This is a genomic window from Marinifilum sp. D714, assembly GCF_030851345.1.
Taxonomy (GTDB): domain Bacteria; phylum Bacteroidota; class Bacteroidia; order Bacteroidales; family Marinifilaceae; genus Marinifilum.
This window is the reverse complement of the sequence record NZ_JALPNU010000005.1, coordinates 189,149-211,283: the sequence shown is the minus strand read 5'-3', so window position 1 is coordinate 211,283 and position 22,135 is coordinate 189,149. Positions and strand designations below refer to the sequence as shown.

At 34.6% G+C, this 22,135-nt stretch carries 22 protein-coding genes; 20 read left to right on the top strand and 2 right to left on the bottom strand.

Annotated elements, in window-relative coordinates:
- Nucleotides 1-213: 213 nt before the first annotated feature.
- Genes mobC through M0051_RS07700 form a run of 3 tightly spaced genes read left to right on the top strand, consistent with a single transcriptional unit; the run spans nucleotide 214 to nucleotide 1,781 of the window.
- The gene (gene mobC / locus M0051_RS07710) at nucleotides 214-591 is read left to right on the top strand and encodes a plasmid mobilization relaxosome protein MobC (protein ID WP_306740958.1); all 378 of its coding nucleotides are present in this window, start codon (nucleotides 214-216) and stop codon (nucleotides 589-591) included.
- A 22-nt stretch (nucleotides 592-613) separates the two neighbouring features.
- Entirely contained in the window at nucleotides 614-1,537 is a 924-nt protein-coding gene (locus tag M0051_RS07705) for a relaxase/mobilization nuclease domain-containing protein (protein WP_306740957.1), read from the top strand.
- 19 nt (nucleotides 1,538-1,556) lie between these two features.
- Nucleotides 1,557-1,781 carry a HipA domain-containing protein gene (locus M0051_RS07700; protein ID WP_306740956.1) on the top strand — a complete coding sequence of 75 codons (225 nt, stop codon included), beginning with the start codon at nucleotides 1,557-1,559 and terminating at the stop codon, nucleotides 1,779-1,781.
- A gap of 309 nt (nucleotides 1,782-2,090) precedes the next feature.
- On the opposite strand, the gene M0051_RS07695 is transcribed toward M0051_RS07700, so the two are convergent.
- Nucleotides 2,091-2,546: a hypothetical protein gene (locus M0051_RS07695; RefSeq protein WP_306740955.1), complete on the bottom strand. Its 456-nt coding sequence runs from the start codon at nucleotides 2,544-2,546 to the stop codon at nucleotides 2,091-2,093.
- A 319-nt stretch (nucleotides 2,547-2,865) separates the two neighbouring features.
- Nucleotides 2,866-4,512, bottom strand: coding sequence for a hypothetical protein (locus M0051_RS07690; RefSeq protein ID WP_306740954.1), 1,647 nt, complete (start codon nucleotides 4,510-4,512; stop codon nucleotides 2,866-2,868).
- Between the two features lie 1,499 nt (nucleotides 4,513-6,011).
- Between M0051_RS07690 and M0051_RS07685 the strand changes: the two genes are divergently transcribed.
- The 17 genes from M0051_RS07685 to M0051_RS07605 all read left to right on the top strand — a co-directional run bounded on the left by M0051_RS07685 (nucleotide 6,012) and on the right by M0051_RS07605 (nucleotide 22,052).
- A complete protein-coding gene (locus M0051_RS07685; protein ID WP_306740953.1) occupies nucleotides 6,012-6,554 on the top strand; it encodes a UpxY family transcription antiterminator in 543 nt (180 codons plus the stop codon).
- Between the two features lie 449 nt (nucleotides 6,555-7,003).
- Entirely contained in the window at nucleotides 7,004-7,606 is a 603-nt protein-coding gene (locus tag M0051_RS07680; protein WP_306740952.1) for a DUF6266 family protein, read from the top strand.
- Between the two features lie 142 nt (nucleotides 7,607-7,748).
- Nucleotides 7,749-8,270 carry a hypothetical protein gene (locus tag M0051_RS07675; protein ID WP_306740951.1) on the top strand — a complete coding sequence of 174 codons (522 nt, stop codon included), beginning with the start codon at nucleotides 7,749-7,751 and terminating at the stop codon, nucleotides 8,268-8,270.
- Between the two features lie 138 nt (nucleotides 8,271-8,408).
- Nucleotides 8,409-8,555 (top strand): hypothetical protein, encoded by a 147-nt coding sequence (locus M0051_RS07670; protein WP_306740950.1) that lies wholly within the window; start codon nucleotides 8,409-8,411, stop codon nucleotides 8,553-8,555.
- Nucleotide 8,556: 1 nt separating this feature from the next.
- Complete coding sequence (locus M0051_RS07665; protein ID WP_306740949.1) at nucleotides 8,557-9,843, top strand: nucleotide sugar dehydrogenase; 1,287 nt, start codon at nucleotides 8,557-8,559, stop codon at nucleotides 9,841-9,843.
- 410 nt (nucleotides 9,844-10,253) lie between these two features.
- Nucleotides 10,254-11,312, top strand: a complete 1,059-nt coding sequence (locus tag M0051_RS07660; protein ID WP_306740948.1) for an SDR family oxidoreductase — start codon at nucleotides 10,254-10,256, stop codon at nucleotides 11,310-11,312.
- 24 nt (nucleotides 11,313-11,336) lie between these two features.
- On the top strand, nucleotides 11,337-11,825 hold the full coding sequence (locus tag M0051_RS07655; protein ID WP_306740947.1) for an acyltransferase: 489 nt from the start codon (nucleotides 11,337-11,339) through the stop codon (nucleotides 11,823-11,825).
- An 82-nt stretch (nucleotides 11,826-11,907) separates the two neighbouring features.
- The gene (locus tag M0051_RS07650) at nucleotides 11,908-12,423 is read left to right on the top strand and encodes a DapH/DapD/GlmU-related protein (RefSeq protein ID WP_306740946.1); all 516 of its coding nucleotides are present in this window, start codon (nucleotides 11,908-11,910) and stop codon (nucleotides 12,421-12,423) included.
- On the top strand, nucleotides 12,424-13,902 hold the full coding sequence (locus tag M0051_RS07645) for a lipopolysaccharide biosynthesis protein (protein WP_306740945.1): 1,479 nt from the start codon (nucleotides 12,424-12,426) through the stop codon (nucleotides 13,900-13,902).
- Nucleotides 13,874-14,782, top strand: coding sequence for a hypothetical protein (locus M0051_RS07640; protein WP_306740944.1), 909 nt, complete (start codon nucleotides 13,874-13,876; stop codon nucleotides 14,780-14,782). The genes M0051_RS07645 and M0051_RS07640 overlap by 29 nt, the downstream gene beginning before the upstream one ends.
- An 11-nt stretch (nucleotides 14,783-14,793) precedes the next feature.
- A complete protein-coding gene (locus M0051_RS07635) occupies nucleotides 14,794-16,230 on the top strand; it encodes a hypothetical protein (RefSeq protein WP_306740943.1) in 1,437 nt (478 codons plus the stop codon).
- Nucleotides 16,231-16,236: 6 nt separating this feature from the next.
- Nucleotides 16,237-17,418 (top strand): glycosyltransferase, encoded by a 1,182-nt coding sequence (locus M0051_RS07630; RefSeq protein WP_306740942.1) that lies wholly within the window; start codon nucleotides 16,237-16,239, stop codon nucleotides 17,416-17,418.
- Between the two features lies 1 nt (nucleotide 17,419).
- Nucleotides 17,420-18,322, top strand: coding sequence for a D-isomer specific 2-hydroxyacid dehydrogenase family protein (locus tag M0051_RS07625; RefSeq protein WP_306740941.1), 903 nt, complete (start codon nucleotides 17,420-17,422; stop codon nucleotides 18,320-18,322).
- The gene (locus M0051_RS07620) at nucleotides 18,322-19,371 is read left to right on the top strand and encodes an acyltransferase (RefSeq protein WP_306740940.1); all 1,050 of its coding nucleotides are present in this window, start codon (nucleotides 18,322-18,324) and stop codon (nucleotides 19,369-19,371) included. Before M0051_RS07625 ends, M0051_RS07620 begins: the two co-directional genes overlap by 1 nt.
- Nucleotides 19,350-20,516 carry a glycosyltransferase family 4 protein gene (locus tag M0051_RS07615; protein ID WP_306740939.1) on the top strand — a complete coding sequence of 389 codons (1,167 nt, stop codon included), beginning with the start codon at nucleotides 19,350-19,352 and terminating at the stop codon, nucleotides 20,514-20,516. The genes M0051_RS07620 and M0051_RS07615 overlap by 22 nt, the downstream gene beginning before the upstream one ends.
- Nucleotides 20,517-20,649: 133 nt before the next feature.
- On the top strand, nucleotides 20,650-21,441 hold the full coding sequence (locus M0051_RS07610) for an aldolase/citrate lyase family protein (RefSeq protein ID WP_306740938.1): 792 nt from the start codon (nucleotides 20,650-20,652) through the stop codon (nucleotides 21,439-21,441).
- Between the two features lie 8 nt (nucleotides 21,442-21,449).
- Nucleotides 21,450-22,052: a sugar transferase gene (locus tag M0051_RS07605; RefSeq protein WP_306740937.1), complete on the top strand. Its 603-nt coding sequence runs from the start codon at nucleotides 21,450-21,452 to the stop codon at nucleotides 22,050-22,052.
- Nucleotides 22,053-22,135 lie beyond the last annotated feature (83 nt).

The window sequence follows — 22,135 nt, the reverse complement described above, 5'->3', positions numbered from 1 at the left end:
CTTGATTTTAAGGTGGAGGGAAGATCTATCCATTTAGGTGGAAGATCTTCCCTTTTTCTTGAAAAAAATGAGCCCGATGAATTGAGGTGAAAATGAATCTTAAGAGGGGGATGCAAGTTGTGTTTTTGTGGAACAAAAACCTTGTGCCTTTCAGCAGGAACTTTTCATCCGGGATGAAAAGCTGGATTGTCCAAGGACAAAATTCAAATAGATATGAGACCCAAAACAGATGAACATGAAAAGCTAAATCATGGAGTTCGGGTTCGACTGACTGATGCAGAAAAAAGAATCCTGATTATGAGATGCCGTGAGGAAGGATACCGAAATTTAAGCGAGTTTTCTCGGGCCAAACTGGTCAAAAAAAGAGAGGTTCGCAAGGTGGAAGTCTCGGATGAATTCCTGGAGGCAGTCAAAAAACTGGACCATGACCTCTGTAAGATTGGAGCCAATCTCAACCAGTTGGCCAAGGCCATCAATACCAATGCGGTTTATGGATTCGATGAACATGACAGAAAACTTCTGGGGCAGATTTTAAGCAAATTAAAGGACTGCTTCAAGACCTTTGAGGGCTTGGTTCACCTGATGGAATAAGGGGGCTAAAAACCAAAAAAAAATGATTATCAAGATTCATCAATCTCAGTCTGTGGAAGAGGCCTTTTTGTACAATGAAAAGAAGGTGGAAAAAGGAGAGGCTTCTTTCTTTCAGGCTGGAAATACACGCTTTCAAAATCCATTTCTATACAGCAAGTCAGAACGCTTGAAAGAATTTTTGAAAGTTGAAAAGTTGAACTCCAGAATTAAAAACAAGTGCCTGCACATTTCAGTTAATCCCTCACAAACAGATTGTGTAATGCTTAACGATGAGATCTTCAGAAAGGAGATTCAAAATTTTATGGAGGAAATGGGCTATGGTGCACAGCCCTACTTTGTCTACAAACACCAGGATTTGGACAGGCTGCATTTTCATGTTGTGTCCAGTAGAATTGATAGAAAAAGTGGAAAAAAGATCAATGACAGCAATGAGAGACACAGGGTACAACAATTTGTCAAAAAACTCCATGAGAAATACCAATTGAATCAGAACAGTCAAGGGGAGAAAATAGACTTTCACTTTTCACCCCACAGCAGAAATATCAAACAAAGCCTGGAAAATCTGTTTTACCATTTGAATCATACTAAGGAAATTCAAAGCAAAGAAATGTACGAAAAGACCCTAAAGCTATTTAATGTAGAGGTTAGGAAATCAGGAAGGGGACACATTGTGCTGGTAACGGATGATCAGGGAGAAGCCATACGATATCCCATTCGTTTGTCCAGGTTTCAGGAAAAACCTCGTTTCTGGACAGAGGAGAAAAAGGAAATCGGGAAACAGTCTGTCAAAAAGAGTAAAGCCGGATCAAGGCATCATGGCTTATTGGAGGATTTCATCAAAGAACTGAACCGGAAATTAAGACATCAGAAACAGGGCCATCAAAAAGGCAGAATGAATAAACTGAAAAAGAAAGCTGGTAAAAAGAAATACAGGCTGAGACCTTAATTGTATGTAAAAGCATATAATGAAACAATTGTCAGAATTTGTAAAGAAGCGAAGAATGAAAAATTTTTCAATGATTGAAAGTAAATCAGCTTGGGTATTTTCCCCCGCTTATGATCTACTGAATGTAAGGATTGTGTTGCCAGATGATAAGGAAGAGCTGGCTTTAACCCTTGGTGGAAGGAAAAGAAAGTTAAAAAGGGGGTGTTTTGAGCAGTTTGGAGGAGGTATGGGACTGACGAAATAACAGGTTGAAGATGTTTTTGAATCAATGGTAAAAAACAAATCCAAAGCTTTAAAATTAATCAAACAATCATTTTTATCTGAAGAAATGAAACTGGCTGATCAGGAAGTTTTGGAAGCAAAATACAAACAGATGGAATTGTAAATAAATGGATGATTTACTGGGATCTCAATAGCATTGACCCATAAGAAGACCTCCCCGTCATATACAGGGAGGTCCTTACAACTATCAACTACGGTTAATATTAATTATTTACCAATATTAAAAGTAGTTAATGTTTTGTTGAATACCAAAGCTTTTGAGTCTTGTTTTCTAATGTAAAATACAGTTTTTTTTGATCAGCTCAAAATAATGCTGGCGATTCCCCAAATGATATACGGTCATGTGAAATTGTTTTCCAAATTTTTGAGTGATCACAACATAAAAGTCGGCACCCACAACCTCATAATTGAATTGCCAGTTTTGTTCATTGCTCCAGGAATAATCAGCATGTTGATCCAAGCCATAGATTTTATCAACATCGGATAAATAGTGCAACTCCTTTTTTTGAAAGCTTTTGTGGTTGGCAACAATGGTTTTTCCCCCATCTCGAATCTCAATCTGTGTATCTTTAAGCCACTTTACAGCACTTTGTTTTCCAGCTCTCATTTTGTCTTCATTCTTAAATTTCAGAACATAGGCTTTCTCAGCTTTGCCTTTGAACAACTCCTGTCCTTGTGCAAAACCAATGGCACAGCTTAAAATCAATAGTAAGAATATATTTTTCATATGCTTCAAATGAATGTTCATGGATCTAGTCTTCCTGAAAACAAAGGATTTGATACAATAAGATAAGAAAAATTATGCCCTGAAGGGATTAATCAAAATTAAACTTGACCAAATTCAAGTTTTGCTCCTTTAAAGAGTAAAATGACAGGAGTTAAGGGAAAAATGAAAATACCATCGGAATCCTATAAGAAACCCCTTATCCCAAAGAAATCAATAGAACTTCTCTGAGGATAAAGGGTGGAAGTAGTTGTCTATTAGAAATGCAAGGCTTTGAAAAGTTTGTACGATTGCTTTTCTTACCTTTCTGGTTTTACAGGATCTACAAATCACTTAGTTTTAATTGCGAACCGTCCCTAAATAGTACTACAAAAGCACCTTCAACACCACATATGTCTCTAAAGTTTGCTGCATCATGGTAATTGTTGAATTTTCCAATGGCATACTTGTGCCAGCCATTGATTTCATGATGCTCAATCAAACTTTTTCCTTGATAGACTTGATACAATTGCTCAGCACTGGCTTCTTTTTTACAAGCCAAAATCTGTACACGGTAAACCTGTTCAGGAACAATCTCATCGATCAGTTCCTGGGTGTATGTATGGATTTCCTTTCCATGTATTTTTTGCGGCATTGCATTTTCAGGCTCTGAAGTTTTGTTTTCGACAATTGGAGTTTCCATGATTTCCTCAATCTGGTAGATGTCAAATCCTCCCATACCTCCCTTGCGATCAGAAGCCAAATATTCTTTTCCGGTCTTTGATTTGAAATACTGGATTTCATGATATGCACTGTTTACTCCTGCACCTAAATTCTCCGGAATACTCCAGGAACCATTTCCCAATCGAGTACATTTGAAAATGTCATATCCTCCCATGCTGTTGTGTCCTTTGGAGGAAAAATAAAGCTCCTTACCATCCGGACTCACAAAAACATCAGCTTCATCATATTGGGTGTTGATGTCGCGTCCCATATTTCTGGCTTCTGTCCATGTTCCATCCTGCTTTTTGGTACAGTAATAAATGTCGCATTCGCCATATCCACCTTTGCGGTTACTTACAAAATACAATTCCTTGCCAGCAATGCAAGCTGAAGCCTCTCTGGAAGAGGGCTCGTTGATAAAACCAAGACTTTCCGTTGGCAAATACTTGCCAGCTTTTTTGTGAACCAAAATCACATCACCATCACCATCCAGTCCGGAATAAAAAATATAACTTTTTCTTTCGGGGATGGAAACAATGGCTTGGTTCATCTCCTTACCAAAGGAAAGGGAAAGTTGCTTTACTTTTTGGGTATTCATAGGCGAGTAATATGCCTTTTCCACTTTCTTGTTGCCAACTCTTTGTGAGCTGAAATAGAGCATGTCATCACTTTCGATTGGGTTCAGGTCATTGCAGTTTGAGTTAATCTCACCACCCAATGCTTGTAGTTTTTGTTTTACAGGCTGACTGGTTAGCAGCATAGCATTCTTACACTCGCTAATGTGTTTTTCGCACAATGCAATGAACTCTCTTTTTTTGTTTCCTTTGGCGGCGATGGCGATTTCTATGTTCTGCTTGAACATTTTGATTGCCTTTAGAAAATTGCCTTCGTATTGATGTGCCAATCCAATCAAGAAAAACAAATCTTCACTTACATTGGCATTCAATTGATAAGCCTTAATCAAATAATCTCTGGCCATATCCTTGCTATCTGACATCAGATGGCAAAGGCCCATATTGTAATTGAGTTCAGCATTCTCTTTGTTGATGGCATAGGCTTCCGAAAGCAATGCAAGACAAGCGCTTGCATTTTGAAAATCCTTCTCATACAAGCTCAATGCTTCTTTAATTTTGTCATAGGCTTGAATGGATTTTTCGCTTTGATTTACGAATTCATTTTTCTTAACCTGTAGTAGGTTTTGTGCATTGGACTGTGCAAAAATAAATAGGCTCAGTATCAATGCTGTGAGGGGATACTGTAATTTCATAGAACTTGGATTAGTAAATAGATAAACTAAAAATAATCAAAATAAATTTTAATAGTCCAAATTATTGATAAAACTTATCCAAATTATAGCTGGATATATGGTTTTGAAAGATAATTTGATGAAACAATTTAGTGCTGGAGGCTAATTAATTGATTGGAATTTTGTAACTTCTATCATCATTGCATGAAGACTATGGTCGTGTTTTTAAATTTAGGGTTAGTCTTCCAAGGAATAACTTCATTCAGGTGTGATAAGGTAGCGATATAGAGTGTTTGGTTCTGAACGATGAGGTTGTTCCTTGATTTTTCAATTTTTAACTGACAATTTTTCTTGATACGGATTCAGAGAAAGATTGAGATGGAATGGTTCATCTCGAAAAGGGATGGTAAGCACGCTATCCCTTCTCAACTTCACTTAAAAAACGAAATGCAAGAAAGTCTTGTTAGAAGTAAAGTAAATTTTTATAAAAATTAAGTAGATAATTGAAAATCTGAAAACTTGTCATTTATGGTTTTCAAAAGAAATAGATTTGCTTATCTTTGAATCGTAATTTTAAATATTACACAAGTAGTAGTTTTTGGGCAGGAGTCATTCCGAAAGGGATGGCTTCTCCTGTTATAGGATGATATGTAATCTAAATATAATCGTAATCTAGGGTCTTGATTTTATTTTTACCAAATGGATTGTCAAGAAGTTTGTAATGCATTAGAACTATAGTTAATCAATCAAGAGCTCTTCTATTGAAGAGCTTTCTTTTTTATGGCCTCTTTGCCTTATCTCGTCTGTTAATATTGAATGGACTTACCTGCAGTAAGGATAGGATTTGTTTTCTGGGATTCAAAATTCTCTTTTTACAATCTTAAAATGCATGAAAAATTTTCGTTCAATGACTCAAATCTGACGTTTTATTGAATAATATGAATAACAGATCGTTTAATCTGATATATAGGATTTTGCCGTTATATGTTAAAAATTGTTAAGAATTTACAATAAGTTAATGTATTGATAAATCTAGATAAGTTTTGATTTATATCGTTTTATGCTATTTTAAAATAAACATTAAATATGATTATTGATACAATGATTTTTTGCTTTTCAAGCTCTGCTTTGGTCCGAATCTCTTTATCAGGCATATCAAATACTTGACAGCTTTATAAAAGTTGTTGATCGTGTAAATTTCCTTATTAATCAATCGTAAAAATCAATTTATCCCATTTAATCTTGCTTTAGATATATTTGTGATACCTGAAAAGTAAGCACATGTTTTTTAGGAAATCATTTACTTGTGATTTATGAGCAAGTGGATTTTGTGCAAAAGACTTTAAACTTACTTAAACAGCCCAAGTGAAAATGGGACTGAAGGGGCGAAGCTGTATCAGGAGCTCAGATTTTCATGTAAATTGAGAATGAATACTTGAGACAAACTTGATGATTGCCTACTGTTAATTATATTGAAAATTGTTATCTGGAAGGGAACGGATACTGGAGATGAAAGATGAATGACTAACGACCAATTATTGAAGAAAATCAAGCATGAGTATTTTTGGTATGCCATATATACCAAGTCTCGTTCAGAAAAAAAACTATACGTAGAATTACAGGAAAAAGGAATTGAAAGCTATTTGCCGCTAAAAAAAGAGCTTCGTGTTTGGAGTGATCGAAAAAAATGGATAGAAACTCCCTTGTTTTCCTCTTATGTTTTTGTAAAAGTATCAAAGAAAGAATACCATCAGGCCATTGGTTCCAAATATGCCGTTTGCTATGTAAGTATAAGAGGAAGAGCAGTGCCGGTGCATGAATGCCAAATCAATGCCTTAAAAAGCTTCTTGGAAGATGAGGCAAGAAGTTTGGAGGTTACCAATGCCGATTTAAAACCAGGGAAACGAGTGGAAGTGCTGGCAGGTCCATTAAAGGGAGTGCAGGGAGAAATCCACGAAATACGTGGGAAACACAGATTGGTACTTCGATTTGAATCCCTCGGAGCTTGTGTTCATACCGAAATACAAACTGATGAAGTCAAATTGGCTGAGTCTTGCTGTTAAGATAGAAGGTTGATATTACCCCAAACCCCTAAAGGGGCTTATTTTGTGCGTTATTCCTTTTAGAGTACAAAGCGAAGCGTCTCATGACTAAAAGGAATAATTTAAGGGTGAACGTGGGGGGAAAGTGAGAGAGTGAAAAATTCTTGAATCCCGAGTCCCGAATGACGGGAGGGAACAGCAAAGCTAGAAGGACAAAGGTCAGAAATCGCACCTTTTATTATTCATTACTAATTATTAATTACTCATTGATGTAATTACTCACTGATCATTGTTCATTGCTAGCTGATCACTGTTCAAGGTATCAGCATAAATTCGTGTTTATTTGTGTTCATTTGTGGATAAACATTTTTTTTATGCTCTGAAAAACGATCAACACTGGATCAATCCTCGATCAAAATTGGTGATACTGTGGAAGCAATTGGACACTGACAAAGAAATTCTAATAGGATATGACAAAACTAAACAAAATCCTGTTGAGAGAAATGATGGATGAGCACATCATCTCGCACAGGAATGGAAAACCATACCTTAAAAGAAGACCTAAGAAAGTTCACAATCCCCAAACGGAACAGCAGACCAATCAACGAGGAAAGTTTCGTGCGGCATCTGCTTTTGTAAGCAGAAATCTGGATGAGTTAATTCGTCCCTACTGGAATCCCGAAGCCAAACGCAGGGGAATGACAGGTCAGAATCTCTTTTGCAAAATCAACACACAAGCTTTTGATGCGGAAGGAAAGCCAGATTTTGAAAAGCTGCAATTGGCAGTAGGTGATCTAAAAGGCATAGAGAGTTTACACATAGAACAAGAAGAAAGCAACATAAAACTCTCCTGGAAAAACAATGCAAAAGGAGAAGCTGGTTTGGAGCAAAACCAATTGAAAATTTTTGGAATTGATGACAACTTACATGTTGAAGAAATCCAGTGTTCTGCTACTCGACAAGACGAGTTCTTTTCAGGACACTTCCAATATCAAAAATACATTGGACTATTTTTATTCTTTTGGAATTCCGAACTAAGTAGATCAACAGTCTCCGAACTAATGATCTTATAACAGACTCTTTGACTGTTCGACTCTTTGACTCTTCGACTGTTTGACTGTTCGACTGTTTGACTGTTCGACTGTTTGACTGTTCGACTATTCGACTGTTAAATCGTTAGACTATATTATTAATAAATACCTAAAACACACAAAAATGAAATTTTTTAATCTTTCTCTATTAATGGTAGTACTTTGTACACTTATAGATGTTAATGCAAATGCACAAACGGTAATAAAATCTCGCTACATTTTAAAGGACCATATGTTTAGTAAAAGCATCTTGTCAGGGGGGGTAAGTACAGGCCCGGAATACGATGGTGGTTTTGGTCTGCAAGGCATGTTCGATTATCGACTTGCTGAAAGATTCTCAGTAGGTGTTCAAGGAAACCTATATTTTTTGGAATCAAGGCTAGATGAGTTTAGACAGTTGGCCGTAAATGCAAGAGCAAACTACCACTTGTTAAAGCAGCACAAAACAGATCCAAACTATTGGGATTGGTATGTTGGTATCGATTTGGGTGGTGATTTGGAAGGTTCTGGTAAAAAAATTAAAGAATTCAACGAATTTGCCGGAGTACACATGGGCTTGCGCTACAAAATGAATCACCGTTGGATTGTATTTGCCGAAGCAGGAAGCAGAAATGCTAGCATTGGTTTGGCATTAAATTTACGATAAATCGCTTTTAAAATTAAATGCCATTTAAAAACACTATTCTTAAGTAGGGAGAGCAACTTCATTGATGACTCCTGTACCACTAGAAAGAATAGTGTTCTTTTATATCATTTTTTCGATAGTAATTGCCAATTGAAAATCATGCCTCAACTACTAGTAAACAAAGCCGCCAAAGAACTGGAGAAAGGAAATGTACAGGCTGCAGCTCAATTGATAGGAGAACTTTTCGAAAAAGAAGAAAATCCGGAAAAGAAAAATAATACACAATCTCAAGCTACAAAAAAATAAAATGAGCAATACTAAAATTGCAGTAATCGGCCTTGGTTATGTAGGCCTACCATTGGCAGTTGAATTTGCAAAGAAATTCTCTGTTGTTGGTTTTGATATTAAACAGGATAGAGTGGATGAATTGAATGCTGGTACTGACTCTACTTTGGAAGTTGATGACAATAATCTGCAATCTGTTTTGGTTCAGAAAAAAGAGAACGTCAATGGTTTATTCCTGACTACCCAAAAAGAAGATCTGGCGGATTGCAACTATTACATTGTTACCGTTCCAACACCAACGGATAAAAACAACCGTCCGGTATTGACTCCATTGGTGAAAGCATCAGAAACGGTTGGTGCTGTGTTGAAGAAGGAAGATATTGTTATTTATGAGTCAACGGTTTATCCTGGAGCTACAGAGGAGGATTGTGTGCCTGTTTTGGAGCAAGTATCAGGAATGACTTTCAATAAAGATTTCTTTGTTGGCTATTCTCCTGAAAGAATTAACCCGGGCGATAAGGAGCATACCGTAACCAAAATCAAAAAGGTAACTTCGGGTTCTACTCCTGAAATCGGGAAGAAAGTTGATGAATTGTACCAATCGGTAATTGTGGCGGGTACTCACCTGGCTCCAAGCATTAAGGTAGCCGAAGCCGCTAAAGTAATTGAGAATTCTCAACGTGATATCAACATTGCCTTCGTAAACGAATTGGCGAAAATTTTCTCCAACATGAACATCGATACCCGTGCGGTATTGGAAGCTGCAGGAACCAAGTGGAACTTCCTTCCTTTTACACCAGGCTTGGTGGGTGGACACTGTATTGGTGTTGATCCTTACTATTTGGCTCAAAAGGCTCAGGAAACAGGTTACAATCCTGAGATCATCCTATCTGGTCGTCGTTTGAACGATGGTATGGGAGAATGGGTGGCATCTCAGGTGGTGAAGTTGATGATTAAAAAAGGACATGCGGTTAAAAATGCCAAATTATTGGTGTTGGGCATCACTTTTAAAGAAAATTGTCCTGATATTCGCAACACCAAAGCCATTGATGTCATCAATGAGTTAAAGGAATATGGTTCACAGGTGGATGTATATGATCCTTGGGCCGATCATGAAGAAGTGAAGGAAGAATATGGTTTGAATTTGGTTGATAGCTATACAAATGAAAAATACGATGGTGTTGTATTGGCTGTAGCTCATAACGAATTCAAAGAAATTGATTTATCAACGCTTCGCAATGGCCACAATGCTGTGATTTACGATATCAAGGGCATCTGGGATAGAGAAATGGTAGACGGACGCTTGTAAAATTGGGTCCACAAATAGACACAAAAAGATTTGTCCACACCCCGATAGCTATCGGGGGCATACAAATGAACACGAATTTCATTCAAGGGTGTCATTGCGAGGAGGCGGTAGCCGACGTAGCCTGTCCCGACTTATTCGGGAGCAATCTGTTCGAATACGCATGCCAGAATAAAAGAAGCTTTCTACTAATTTTAACAGATTGCTTCTCCCCAAAAAAAACGGGATTGCAATGACAGCAATAATGAAAGCCTGTAATACAATTGCCTTAGGCAAGAAAAATACATTAGAGGAGAAAGGTCATTCAATTACACATACATGAATTAAAAAGCAAAGTAATTCGTGTTCATCTGTGTGTATTCGTGGATAATCTAAATTGCCGCAGGCAATCCTTTATAATTTGAGGAAAGAAAATGGAAAGAAAGATTAAAGATTCCAAGGTGCTGGTAACAGGCGGAGCTGGATTCATAGGCTCCAATCTATGCGAAGCACTTTTACAACAAAACAACCAGGTGGTATGTCTCGACAATTTTATGACAGGCCACCGACACAATATTGAGCCTTTTTTAAGCAACCCAAACTTTACATTGGTGGAAGGCGACATTCGCAATTACGAAGATTGCCAGAAGGCAGTGGTAGGATGCGATTATGTTCTTCACCAGGCAGCTTTGGGTTCTGTGCCTCGTTCCATTAAGGACCCAATGACCTCTACCGATGTGAACATTGGTGGCTTTGTGAAAATGTTGCATGCAGCAGCCGAGGCAAAGGTGAAACGATTTGTGTATGCAGCTTCTTCATCTACTTATGGCGATTCGAAAGCTTTGCCTAAGGTAGAACACAAGATAGGTAATGCATTGTCGCCTTACGCCATTACCAAGTATGTGGATGAGTTGTACGCTAAAAACTTTAGCGATTTATACGGCATTGAAACCATCGGTTTGCGCTACTTCAACGTATTTGGCCGCCGCCAGGATCCAAACGGAGCTTATGCAGCCGTAATTCCTTTATTCGTAAAGAAATTAATGGCTCACGAATCTCCTGTGATTAATGGTGACGGCACCTACTCCCGCGACTTTACCTATATAGAAAATGTAATTCAGGCCAACCAATTGGCTGCCATTACCCCAACAGACTTTATTCGTGAAAAAGCGAAGCTTTACAACAAAAAACATTCGTGTGATTTGTGTAATTCGTGGACAGAAAATAGTGGAGTGTTGAGTGACGTTTTTAATGTGGCTTATGGTCAAAGAACAGACTTAAATGAATTGACTCAAACATTAAAAGTAAATCTTTCGAAATTTGATCCTGAAATTGTCAAAGTGGAAATTCTTAACGGTCCAAATCGAGCCGGGGATATTCCTCATTCTTTGGCTTCTATTGAAAAAGGGAAAATGTTGTTGGGGTATGAGCCGGAGTATTCAATAAAAAGAGGTTTGGAAGAGGCTACGGAGTGGTATTGGGAGAGTTTATAAAGTTGTTGTAAATACAGAATATAGATGAAAGTTATATCTAAAATAATTGGAAGATTTAAGGCAATTTTAAATTGGTATTTGTTCAAAATAGCTAAGAATTGGGTGATTTTAAATTTTATTAGCAAAAGAATTAGACCATTTCTTTGGAAACTAACAGGTGTACAAGTAAAAGGTAAAATATCTATAGGCTATGATGTATATTATGATGTTGGAAATGCAACTAAAATTATTGTAGAAGAAGGTGTTTGGATTGCAAGTAGAACATTATTATTATGTCATAAAAGAGATTTAAGCAATTACCATATAGGAGACGATTACAATAAGTTACCAACTAATAAAAATCAAGTAATACTTAAAAAGGGGTGTTGCGTTGGAATGGGATCTATTGTAATGCCTGGTGTTACTATCGGAGAGGGAGCCATTGTTGGAGCAGGCTCAATAGTTGTAAAAGATGTTCCTGCATGGTCAATAGCAGTAGGTAATCCAGCTAAAGTTGTAAAAGAAATAAAATAGACTTATGTTTTTTTTGAATTTATTATATTATACTAAGTTGCTTTTTCGCTATTTAAGGGGGGCAATATTTAATCTATTATTGTTGAATTTTAAAGGAGGAAGGCTTAGAATTGGAAGAAATGCTCAATTGTATGGAGAAAAACTAATTTTTGGAAGCAATGTTAAAATTGCGACTAATGTGAGCATATTTAGAAATGTTACGGTTGGGAATAATGTTAATATTGGGGACAATGTAGAGATTAGATGTAATAAAAAAAATAGAATAACAATTGGGAACAATTGTACTATAAATAGAAATAGTATGATTATGGGAAATGTTGTTGTTGGAAATTATTGTTTGATTGCACCCAATTGTAAAATAATAGGATCTAATCATAACTTTTCGGATAGAAAAGAATTTATCAAAAAGCAAGGAATTTCTAGTAAAGGAATAGAAATAGAAGATGATGTTTGGCTAGGAGCAAATGTTGTAATTGTAGATGGAGTTACGATTGGAATGGGTAGTGTAATTGGAGCTTCCTCAGTTGTTACAAAAGATATACCACCATACAGTATTGCAGTTGGAAATCCTTGTCGAGTAATCAAAAAGAGAAATTAAGTGGGATTGAAGGAAAAATCCATTAATGGTTTTATTTGGTCGTTTACTGGTTCGATCGGAAGTGGAGCTATTAATTTTATTATTACAATAATATTAGCAAGAATACTAGGTGCTTACGAATTTGGTTTGCTCGAAATATTGTTGGTTTTTACATCTATTTCTACTGTATTTGTGGATAGTGGTTTTTCTCAAGCTATAATTAGAGATAAACAACCGACTCAAACAGATTTATCAAGTGTTTTTTATGTAAACATATTGATTGCCGCATTGATATATTTTATTCTTTTCATAAGTGCACCTTTAATAGCAGATTTTTTTAACTCTAAAGAGCTCATCTCTCTTGCTAGATTTGTATTTCTAATAATAATTTTTGACTCCTTTTCACTAGTTCAGAATGCTAATTTAAATAGACAGTTGATATTTAAACCATATGCAATTGCTTCAATAGTTGCAATTGTTTTATCGGGTATTTGTTCTATTATAATTGCATATAAAGGAGGTGGAATATGGGCTTTAGCTTTTAATGTAGTTTTTATTTCTTTTGTAAGAAGTTGTTTGTTATGGTTTCAAGTACAATGGAAGCCATCGTTAGTAATTGATTTGTTATCAGTTAGAAAATACTGGAAGTTTAGTGTTAATCTTTTATTACAGGGATTACTTGATAAGGTGATATCTAATCTTGAGTCGATTGTAATTGGTAGAGTACATACAAAACAAGCTCTAGGTTATTTTTCTCAAGCAAGAAAATTTAACGCATATATAAATCAAACAACAACAAATGTTATAAAGAAAGTAACTTACCCTTCACTGGCAAAAATAGAAAATGAGACTGAACGTTTAAAGAAGGCTTATACTAGGGTTATTGGTACAACAATGTTTTGCATAGTTCCTATTGCTTTATTTACAATTGTTTCGTCTGAAAATTTAATTGTATTTGTTTTTGGAGAGAAATGGTTGAGTTCTGCTTTATATTTGAAACTTTGGGCTATATGGGGCATGTTATATCCAATTAGTTCTATTTGTTCAAATATTTTTCTAGTTAAAGGGAAAAGTAAGTTACTTCTGAAATTATCTACCATTAAACAATTTTTACGGATAGTTGTAATAATATCACTTGTAAGTATTGGCATTACGCCTATGCTTATTGGAATAATTACTGTAGCTTTTATTAGTACGATAATTTACTGTTATTTTGGTGGTAAATTGATAGCTTATAATTTATGGGAAATGTTATATGATTTGAGGAAGACTCTACTAAACTCAATAGTATCTACTCTGATTGTATATGTTATCTCAGTTAATTTACTTGGAAATAATTATTGCTTCGATTTTATATTACAGTGTGTAATTATGGGTATTTCATATGTAATACTTAGTAGTTATCTATTTAGAAATATTTATTTTTTTGAACTTTTAGAGATTATAAATCCAATTTTGAATAAAATAATAAATGTTAAAAAGTTTTTTAAGAGTAATTAATAGATTATTTAAATATAATGCTGTTGAGTGGAATATAGGAGTTTTAGATTTCGATTCGATAGATTTGTTAAATACTAGAAATATCCATGATATTAAATGGGTAAAGCACAATTACAAGAATAGATGGTTTGCAGACCCATTTATTGTTTCTACTTCAACTAATGAAATTATTTTGTTGGTAGAGGAATTTGAGGAAAGTAAGAGGAAGGGAAAGATATCAAAAATGATAATTGATGCTAAAAACAATAAAGTGAAAAGTTTAACCACTATTCTTGAATTAAATACTCACCTGTCCTTTCCTGCTATTTATAGAAAAGACAATGAAATATACATATATCCGGAAAATTCACAAAGTGGAGAATTGCTTTTGTATAAGTATAATCCTGATGATGACTCAGTGGAAATAGCTACTACTTTAGTAAATGAAGATAGAGTAGTTGATTCAAGTTTAATTACAATCAATAATAGAAATTTTCTTTTTGCTACATGCAAGCCTAAGCAAAGCGAAGATATTGTGTCGGTTTACGAATCGTTAACATGGAATGGAAAGTATGAAAAGATTGAAGAAATTAGAGTTGAACCTAAAGTAGCAAGAGGAGCTGGCGATATTTTTTGTTTGAATAATGAGTGGATTAGACCTTCGCAAGATTGCAATGGAGGATATGGTAAAGGAATTGTTTTTTCTAGATTGTCAATAGAAAACAATAGGTTCAAGTTAGAAGAGCTTAATAGAATATATCCAAATAAATCAGAATTCTATAACGAGGGAATACATACATTTAACATCCTTGACAAAACAGTTGTAATTGATGGGTATCGTTATAAGCATGCTATTTTTGCTAAGCTTGTGAACACCTTTAGGTCTATTATTGGTATTTAAACAATGATGAAATGAAAAAGAGAATACTTTTAAGTTCATTTTTAATATTATTCTTAATATTGTTACTGGTAACAGGGCTAATACCATTCGATATTTACTTGTTACCAATGACTCTATGTGGACTTATTACGCTAATAAAAATTGGAGAGAAACTTGAAAAAAACAGTGTTTTAAGGGAAACTTTTTTTTATGTCTGGTGTGTGTTGTTCTTATCTTCATTTGTAGCACCACTCATACATTTTTCAAGAAACTATTGGATTGAAAATGTTTATTATTTACCTACAGAATGGAATGGGTTGGCATTTAAGGTTAGCTCAATTTATTTATTTGGAATAATTGTTTTTGCTGTCTTAGATAATGTAAATCTTTTTAAAGCAAAACAATTAACTTACATTCGACAGTTTAAAGCAAGTGCAAGTTACATTGTGTTGTTTTTAATGTCGGTTTCTTTTATTCTACAAACATACTTGTATATAAGAGTTGGCGGGATAAGTCAGTATATGTTAATTTTTACAGAAAAAAATGAGGAATCTGGTGGTTTTGCTGGAATGGGAGCATTTTTTATTATATCTGAGATATTTCCGTATTTATTGATGCTCTATTTTTTCATAAAAAATAGAGGCAAACAGGTTTCTTTCATTTATATTTTGTTATTTCTTGCATTAATGTTAATATCCTGCATATATTTTGGAGGTTTAAGGGGGAGTAGAAGTAATACTATTTTTACAATGTTGCAGGCTGTTATTGTAATTAATTTTACAATATATCGATTCTCCAAAATTCACTTTATGGGATTTTTGGCTGGTTTTTTTCTATTTATGGCAATAGGACGTTTATATAAAAATGATGGTATAAATTTAGTTAATAATATAGGTGAATATCAGAGTTTGAGTATTTCTGAAGATATGACATCAATGGAGAAAATAGTCACAGGAGATTTGGCTAGATTCAATATTATGTGTTACGAACTATTTATGTTGAAGAATAATTCAACCTACAAAAAAAAATACGGATCAACTTATTTATATAGTATTTTTACATTTATTCCCGGAGGAAAGAATATTAGAGAATATTTAAATTTGACTGGAAGATCTGAGGCGGCAGGAAATTTACAATTTGATTTTGATGGGCAAATTAGAAGTGCACACAGAAAAAATACAAGAATATTTGGATTTGTAGGGGAATTCATGCTCAATTTTGGTTCTTTATCATTTGTGTTTGCATTTTTGATTCTACTTGTTCTTTTAAAATATATTGAAAGTGTAGTAAATTCAGTATGGATTAGTGACCCTATGTTCATTTTAGTAGCTCTTTTACCTATTTTTATTTCAATACTTATAAATGCGGATTTTAATAACTTTGTTTTTTCATTGATTAAGAGAGTGATTCCGTTATATTTTATAATAATGCTTATTACAAAGAAAAGTAGTCGTCGAATATTAAGATAAAAATGAATGAATTTAGTTTTTGTTACTGAAGCAAGATTCCACAGGGGATCTGACGGTTTAATTTACTCTCAGAATGGTTCTTATGGTTTATCTTTGTGGGAAAGGTATTTGAGTGTTTTTGACAAAATTACAGTAGTAGCGAGGGTAGAACAAACCCAAAACGAATTTCCCAAAGAATATTTGGCTCAATCTGAAAACATATCTTTTATTGAACTGCCATACTTTGTTGGTCCTGTTCAATATCTAAAAAGAATAAGAAGCTTGCAAGCGGTTATACGAAATAGTATAACGAAAGAAAGTGTAGCATATATTCTTAGAGTTCCAGGTAAAATAGGAACATTGTATGGGAGAGAATTAAAAAAGAGAAATATACCTTATGCAGTTGAAGTTGTTGGTGATCCGTGGGATGTGTTTGCACCAGGTTCGGTAAAACATATATTATCTCCATTGTTTAGGGTTACAGGATATTTAAATTTAAAAAAAGTTGTTTCTAATGCGGCTGCTGCTTTATATGTAACAAAAATCCAACTACAAAAGCGCTATCCGGTTTCAAAAGAAGCATTCACAACTAATGCCTCAAATGTTTTTATTTCGGATTCTGCTTTTAAAGAAGAAGTAAAAAAGTTCGATAAAAATAAGAACGATAAAATTGAGATGATTGCAATTGGTTCTTTGGCTCAAATGTATAAAGCTCCTGATGTGGTTTTAAAAGCATTAAGCAAATTGAAACAAAATGGAGTGAATTTTCATTTAACATGGCTTGGGGATGGAATATATAAGGAGCAAATGATTCGTCTTTCAGAAGAATTAAATGTACAGGATTGTGTGAGTTTTCTCGGGAATATTCCTACAGGAGAACCTGTTAGAGAAGCTCTAAAACGATCTGATCTTTTTATTCATGTTTCAAGGACAGAAGGTTTGCCTCGTGCAATGGTAGAAGCCATGTCGGTTGGCTTGCCATGTATTGGCTCTAAAGTTGGAGGAATACCTGAATTATTAGAAGAAAAAGCTTTAATTCCATCTGATAATGTAGATGTTTTGGTAAATAAGATTCATGAATTTCTTGGAAGTAAGGAGCTGATGAATACACAAGGAATCAGGAATTACAATGAAGCCAAAGAATATAGCAATGAGATTCTAATGAAAAGAAGAAGAGAATTTTGTAATGAAATAATTAATCGTTTATAAAATGATTCTAACAGATAGCAAGCAAATTCTAAATAATATTGCGGATACTTTATTTATTTCTCCCCAAAACATAAATAGATTTAAAGACAATAATAAAATTCAAATTATTGTTGGTAGCAGAGCTTTAATTGGGCAGTGTCAAAATATTTCATTTCCTAACCTAAAGTTTATTCAGCTACTAAGTGTAGGTTTCGAAGGGATAGATATTGAAAAATTTAAGCAAAAAGGAGTGATTGTAAGCAATGCAGCTAATGTTTACAATGTTGGAATGGCAGAATTTATAGTTTATTCCTTGTTGATGGGAGCTAAAAGATATAATAAAGGCATACGCAATAGCTTTATTAGATATCAACGAGGCTATAAATACATTACAGAATTAGGGGGTAAAACGGTTGGCATAATGGGCGTTGGTGCCATAGGCAAAGAAGTAGCTAAGCGATTGCAAGGCTTCGATATGAATGTGATTGGTTATGATCTTACTTCAACGAATGTTCCAAACTTTGAAAAAGTATATGCTATAGAAGAAAAAAATGAGTTTTTACCTCAATGTGATTATTTGGTAGTAAGTATTCCTTTAAACGATAAAACCAAGGGAACATTAGATCAATCTGTATTCGAAAAATTAAAGCCTAATGTAACCATAGTAAATGTTGGGAGAAAAGACCTTTTTAATCAAAATGACTTTTTAAAGGCATTAAAAGGAAATAAAGAAATGACTGCAATATTAGATATGTTCGAGTTGATTCCAAATCCTTTTACCAATCCTTTCCGAAGATTATCCAATGTAAAAATATTACCAGGAGTTACTGCTATTTCTAAAGAGATAAATAGTAAGAGATTAAAGTTGGTAAGAGAGAATATAGAATTGGTTTTAATTGGTGAAACTCCAAAATTTGCTTTGTAATGAGTAGTTCTATAGTTCAACGAAAAACCTACACTACATTAGATCTTATGAAATTCGTAATGGCCTTAGCCATTATGTTTGCTCATATTTGTTCTGAAAATGTAACGGTACATCCTATTTTAAAATTGTTAACTTCGGTTTATAATTTTGGGGTGCCTTTTTTCTTTGCATGTAGTGGGTATTTGTTCTTTTTAAAATTGAAAAATACCGATGTAAAAGATTATACCAGTGTTTATAAAAAATTTACCAAGAGAATACTTCTGATGTATTTGGTTTGGAGCTGTATATATTTCTGTTTTGTGCTTACAAATTGGATTCAGGATGGTGCTTCCGTAGAAGATGTATTGCGCTATTTTCATAAAGCTATAGTTTTCACCACTTATGGAACAATCTGGTTTTTACCTTCTTTGTGGATAGGTGTTTCTATTACATTTTTTCTTTTGTATCGAAACATTAAGGTTGCAAAAATTGTTCTAATTGCTGTAGTTTTTTATATCATTGGCTCGTTTGGATTTTCATATCTTCCATTAAGTGAAGGAACATTTGCAGGTAAAATTTACCAGGTTTATAATGATATTTTTGTAACGAGTAGAAATGGAATATTTGCTGGTTTTCCATTTGTAGCAATTGGAGCATTGTTGGCTTTTAAAGGAGTAAAAAAGAAGAGTACGTTTAATTTAGTAATGACACTACTATTTGGCTCCTTATTCATTTTGGAAGCGGTATTTATAAAAAATAAAATGAATACAAATGTAGATATGGGATTTTTCCTAGTTCCCAGTATCTATTTTTTAATGAGTTGGCTGATCCAGTTTAATTTACCAACCAATCCTATTTACATTAGATTAAGGAATTTAAGTATGCTAATATTTTTAGGTCAAAGATTATTTATTACTGCGATTCCTTCGGTATTGCCTATTTCTTATATGGATGTGATTACAAAGAATAACTATGTTGGCTTATTTATTTTTGTTGGAGTAACTATCACTTTTGCTCTTTTGATTGAGCAATTTTCTAAAAAATACAAATGGTTAAACGTTCTATGGTAACAAAAAACATTTGCATTATCACCACAGTTGATATTACATTAAAGCAATTTGTTATTCCTTCGGCAAGAGAAATGCAAAAGAATGGTTTTGCAGTTACTTTTGTTTCTTCTATGAGCAAAGAATTTGTAGGGGAGTTTTCCAATGAGTTTACCCTGATTAATATTCCATTTGAACGGGGAGCAAAACCTTTGGGAATGTTGAAAGGGATTATTCAGTTGTATAAATTGTTCAGAAAGAACAAGTACGATTTAATTCAATATGCAACACCCAATGCAGCTTTTTATGCATCTATAGCAGGTAAATTGGCAGGTGTATGTAATCGCTTGTATTGCCAATGGGGAATTCGCTATGTTGGTTTCGATGGATTTGCAAGGAAATTATTCAGAAGAATTGAAAAAATCACCTGTTCATTATCAACTCAAATTCGTCCGGCAAGTTATAAGAACATGAAATTTGCTATTTCAGAAGGACTGTATCAACAGTCAAAGGCAAGTGTTGTTGGAGCAGGAGGAGCTGTCGGTATCGATTTAGGTGTATTTGATATTCTAGAAAAAGAAGAATACAGAAAGGAAATTTTTGAAAGACATCCAGAACTAAAAGACAAAACCGTTTTTGGTTTTGTGGGCAGGTTGGCTCGCGATAAGGGAGTAAATGAATTGATTCGTGCTTTCCTGAAATATTATTCGGAAGACTCAAATTCGGCTTTGGTAATAGTAGGTCCTAAAGAAGATAATGGAGAGTTGGAAGCTGAATTGGTAAAGCAATGTGAAGCTTGTCAAGATATTTTGTTTACAGGTTTTTCAAATGAAGTAAAAAAATACATCAGTGCATTTACTATTCATGTTCACCCTTCATATCGGGAAGGTTTTAGTTTGGTGATTCAGCAGGCCATGTCTATGGGGGTACCTGTGATTACGACGGATATACCAGGTCCATCAGAAGTTATAGTAGATGGAGTTTCAGGTATGTTGGTTCCAGCTAAGAATTCAAAAGCATTGTATTTAGCAATGAAGAATCTTTCTTTAGATAAGGAGAAACAAAAACTTTTCGCAGAAAATGGATTAGAGCGTGTGAAAATGCTATTTACCCAGGAAAGAATGTCACAATTAATTGTTGAAGATCGTCAACAAATTTGTGAATTGTAATTTAAACCTACCTACACTTAAAATATATAGACATGAAACGTCCATGAGTAAATAATTATTAACTCACACACTAGGTGATGATAATTGTCTCATGGTAAGTTCCATCTGACTTAAAACATAAAATTATAAACAGATGAAATTAATGATTTTAACGGCAGAGCCAGGCTTTGCAAAAGAAGCACAAGATGCTGGTATTGACCGTATATTTTTTGATTTGGAATACATTAATAAAGCAGAGCGTCAGAAAGGAAGAGATACTGTTTTGTCTGATAATAATATTGATGATATTCCCAAAGTTAGGAAGGTATTAACTGATTCTCAATTGTTGGTTCGTATCAATCCAATTCATCAGTATACAAAGGATGAAATAGAGAAAGTGATTCAATATGGTGCAGATGTAATCATGTTACCAATGGTTTTTGATGAAGCAGATGCAAAAACTTTTGTTGAGTTTGTTGGAGGGAGAGCGAAAACTTGTGTGATGATTGAAACTGCTCAAGCCATGTCTCGAATTGATGATATTCTAGAAGTAGAAGGAATTGATGAGCTTTTCTTCGGATTAAATGATTTACACATTGGACTTGGTTTATCTTTCTTGTTCGAAGTGTTGAGTGGTGGATTAGTGGAGTACATGGCAGAGAAATGTAAAAAGAATAACATGCAATTTGGCTTTGGTGGTATAGCAAGAATTGGTGATGGCATGTTACCAGCTGAAAAAATATTGGGTGAACATGTTCGATTGGGTTCTGAGTCTGTTATCCTTTCACGTGCCTTTAAAAATGCAGCAAGTAATTTGCCATTAAAAGAAGAAATTCAGAAAATTAGAAAAGCAATAGATGAAATAAAATTGTGGAATGATGCATTATATAGTGAAAATAAAAAGGATGTTCGTTCTATTGTTAATAAAATTGTAAATCAGCAGTAAGCACTGGAATGTATAAGTTTTTTTTAAAGCCCCTTATAGATATGTTATTAGCATTAGGAGGCTTACTCTTGGCAAGCCCTTTATTGCTTTTTGTCATTCTTTTTTTAACCATTGCCAACAACGGTCATCCTTTCTTCTTCCAAACTCGTCCCGGAAAAAATGGCAAGCCTTTCCGCATCATCAAGTTCAAAACCATGAACGATAGACAGGATGCAGCAGGAAACTTATTGCCCGATGCTGATCGATTGACTCCAGTTGGTGCTTTTGTAAGAAAAACATCCTTAGATGAATTGCCACAGCTGATCAATGTTTTGAAAGGAGATATCTCCCTGGTGGGGCCTCGTCCGCTATTAGTGGAATATTTACCATTATACAACGAAGAACAAGCCCGTCGCCACGAAGTAAAACCCGGCATTACAGGCTGGGCACAGGTAAATGGCCGTAATGCCATTAGCTGGGAGGAGAAATTTCGATTGGATGTGGAATATGTGGATAACATTTCTTTTGCCATGGATTTGAAGATTCTAATGTTGACTGTGAAGAAGGTTTTTAAAAGTGAAGGGATCAATTCTGCAGAAAGTGTGACGATGGAGAAATTTACTGGTCGATAGTCTGTGACGAATCTTACCCCAATCCCCTAAAGGGGCATAATTGGTGCAGTTTGAAAAGTCCCCTTTAGGGGATTTAGGGGTGT

What these genes read in the sequence shown, in the direction of transcription:
- mobC (WP_306740958.1), top strand. Translation starts at nt 214, where the DNA reads ATGAGACCCAAAACAGATGAACATGAAAAGCTAAATCATGGAGTTCGG.
- M0051_RS07705 (WP_306740957.1), top strand. Translation starts at nt 614, where the DNA reads ATGATTATCAAGATTCATCAATCTCAGTCTGTGGAAGAGGCCTTTTTG.
- M0051_RS07700 (WP_306740956.1), top strand. Translation starts at nt 1,557, where the DNA reads ATGAAACAATTGTCAGAATTTGTAAAGAAGCGAAGAATGAAAAATTTT.
- M0051_RS07695 (WP_306740955.1), bottom strand. Translation starts at nt 2,546, where the DNA reads ATGAAAAATATATTCTTACTATTGATTTTAAGCTGTGCCATTGGTTTT.
- M0051_RS07690 (WP_306740954.1), bottom strand. Translation starts at nt 4,512, where the DNA reads ATGAAATTACAGTATCCCCTCACAGCATTGATACTGAGCCTATTTATT.
- M0051_RS07685 (WP_306740953.1), top strand. Translation starts at nt 6,012, where the DNA reads ATGACTAACGACCAATTATTGAAGAAAATCAAGCATGAGTATTTTTGG.
- M0051_RS07680 (WP_306740952.1), top strand. Translation starts at nt 7,004, where the DNA reads ATGACAAAACTAAACAAAATCCTGTTGAGAGAAATGATGGATGAGCAC.
- M0051_RS07675 (WP_306740951.1), top strand. Translation starts at nt 7,749, where the DNA reads ATGAAATTTTTTAATCTTTCTCTATTAATGGTAGTACTTTGTACACTT.
- M0051_RS07670 (WP_306740950.1), top strand. Translation starts at nt 8,409, where the DNA reads ATGCCTCAACTACTAGTAAACAAAGCCGCCAAAGAACTGGAGAAAGGA.
- M0051_RS07665 (WP_306740949.1), top strand. Translation starts at nt 8,557, where the DNA reads ATGAGCAATACTAAAATTGCAGTAATCGGCCTTGGTTATGTAGGCCTA.
- M0051_RS07660 (WP_306740948.1), top strand. Translation starts at nt 10,254, where the DNA reads ATGGAAAGAAAGATTAAAGATTCCAAGGTGCTGGTAACAGGCGGAGCT.
- M0051_RS07655 (WP_306740947.1), top strand. Translation starts at nt 11,337, where the DNA reads ATGAAAGTTATATCTAAAATAATTGGAAGATTTAAGGCAATTTTAAAT.
- M0051_RS07640 (WP_306740944.1), top strand. Translation starts at nt 13,874, where the DNA reads ATGTTAAAAAGTTTTTTAAGAGTAATTAATAGATTATTTAAATATAAT.
- M0051_RS07635 (WP_306740943.1), top strand. Translation starts at nt 14,794, where the DNA reads ATGAAAAAGAGAATACTTTTAAGTTCATTTTTAATATTATTCTTAATA.
- M0051_RS07630 (WP_306740942.1), top strand. Translation starts at nt 16,237, where the DNA reads ATGAATTTAGTTTTTGTTACTGAAGCAAGATTCCACAGGGGATCTGAC.
- M0051_RS07625 (WP_306740941.1), top strand. Translation starts at nt 17,420, where the DNA reads ATGATTCTAACAGATAGCAAGCAAATTCTAAATAATATTGCGGATACT.
- M0051_RS07620 (WP_306740940.1), top strand. Translation starts at nt 18,322, where the DNA reads ATGAGTAGTTCTATAGTTCAACGAAAAACCTACACTACATTAGATCTT.
- M0051_RS07615 (WP_306740939.1), top strand. Translation starts at nt 19,350, where the DNA reads ATGGTTAAACGTTCTATGGTAACAAAAAACATTTGCATTATCACCACA.
- M0051_RS07610 (WP_306740938.1), top strand. Translation starts at nt 20,650, where the DNA reads ATGAAATTAATGATTTTAACGGCAGAGCCAGGCTTTGCAAAAGAAGCA.
- M0051_RS07605 (WP_306740937.1), top strand. Translation starts at nt 21,450, where the DNA reads ATGTATAAGTTTTTTTTAAAGCCCCTTATAGATATGTTATTAGCATTA.